This window comes from Promicromonospora kroppenstedtii DSM 19349, assembly GCF_000515355.1.
Classification (GTDB): domain Bacteria; phylum Actinomycetota; class Actinomycetes; order Actinomycetales; family Cellulomonadaceae; genus Promicromonospora; species Promicromonospora kroppenstedtii.
Map to the genome: position 1 here is coordinate 2048 of NZ_KI911564.1, position 1675 is coordinate 3722.

At 72.3% G+C, this 1675-nt stretch carries 1 protein-coding gene and 1 pseudogene; one reads left to right on the plus strand and one right to left on the minus strand.

Features of this window, described 5'->3' with window-relative positions; translation table 11 throughout:
- Positions 1-1237: T6SS immunity protein Tdi1 domain-containing protein (locus PROKR_RS36700; RefSeq protein ID WP_211239976.1), on the minus strand; the 1237-nt coding region annotated here is incomplete at its 3' end.
- Positions 1238-1431: 194 nt separating this feature from the next.
- Here PROKR_RS36700 and PROKR_RS33250 point away from each other — a divergent pair.
- Positions 1432-1675: pseudogene (locus PROKR_RS33250) on the plus strand (GNAT family N-acetyltransferase); the annotation flags it as partial.

Sequence of the window (1675 nt, forward strand, 5' to 3'; positions counted from 1 at the left end):
CGCCGGCGGGGGCCTGGGGCTGGCCGCCCCAGGCCGGTGCGTCCCACACAGGAGCCGTCTGGCCGAACGGGTCGGGGGCGGGGCCCTGAGCGGCTTGGTACCGACCCCAGGGCTGATCGTCGTACTGCACGGGCTGCTCGGCAGCCGGGGCCGCGCCGTAGGCCTCGGGGGCGGCCGGGTAGGCCTGATGGGCCTGGTCGTACGGGGCGGCGTCGTAGCCCCCTGGCGGCGTGGCCGGCTGCGCGGTCTGGTGCGGCTCCAGCCAGGGCTGCGCGGCCTCGGTCTGTCCTGACCATGGGGACTGTGCCGGGACGGTCTCCTGCGACCAGGGCAGTTCCGGTGCGCCAGGCGTCTCGTAGCCGGGAACGGGGCCGGCCTGACCACTGCCGCCGAACTGGCTGCCACCGGCCGGGGTGTCGTCTGCGGGGGCGCCACCGTGCCGGCCGCCGGCGCGCGGCCTACTGCCGCCTCCCGGCGCGAACCCGGTCTCCAGCGCGCCACCGCCGTAGCCCGGGCTGACGTAGCCGTGGGTGTCCAGGGATCCGCTGCCGAACACGGACGTCCCATGGTCCTGCGCGCCGTGAGGCGTCTGTCCGAGCGGGTCCTCCCGGCGGGCCGGCGGTGGCAGCGGCGGGTAGCCGTCGTCGGTCCGGCGCGGCGCCGAGACCGCCGCGAACGTCGTCGTGGCCAGGTACTGCTCGAACGGGACGTCGAAGGTCTCGTCGTGCGCCCATGCCGAGTCCCAGGGCTCGTTCACGGGAGCGGCCGCGGCTCGACGGTCGCCGTCGGGCAGCGGGGGCAGCCGGATCTCGCCGGAGCTGTGCAGCACGCTGTCGTGCATCTGGCCCACCCAGTTCAGCGCGAGCTCGAAGCGCATGGTGCTCAGGCCGTCCACGCCCAGCTCGCCACCCACCGCGGGGTGCGGGTTGAACGTGTAGACGTCCTCCTCGCCCAGCAGCATGCCGCGGCCGCGGGCTTCGCGGACCAGGTCGTCCATGAGGTACGTGGCTCGCCCCTCGGGAGACTCCAGCTCCGCGTACATGGTCACCGCGGAGTTCCAGCGGAGCTCCAGCGTGCCCTCGACCGTGTCCAGGAACCACCAGCCGTCCAGCGACTCCAGGAAGATGTCGCCGAAGCAGGTGGCGAACCGTGGGGTCTGCTCACGGAGCCCCATCCAGCGCCACGAGGCCAGCCCGAACTCGAAGGCAACCTTCGGGAAAGTCCGGAGCAGCTTCATGTCCGAATGAAACCACTTTCGGGTAAACGTCGGGAACCCCTACGTGACATCTTTGTTTCACCCTTGAGGGCCAGCTCGGTTTCACCCGCGACGGCGATCCTCGCGTGCCGTATTCGACGAACTGCTGTGCGAGAACTTCGTGGTGAATGTGGCCTGTGGAGGGCAGCGCCCGGACCCGGGCCTACCGTTTGCGCATGAGCATCGAGGTACGCGACGCGGAACCCACCGAGTACGACGCGATCGGCAAGATCGTCGAGGCGGCCTTCGCCGCCGACGGGCAGCTCGACGCGCCAGACTCCGCCTTCTACGCGGGCGTCCTGCGCGACGTCGCCGGCCGTGCGGGCGCGGCCGAGATCATCGCGGCGCTGGACGACGGCGTGGTGGTGGGCGGGGTGACCTTCGTGCCGCGCGGCGGGCCCATGGCCGACATCGCGGGGG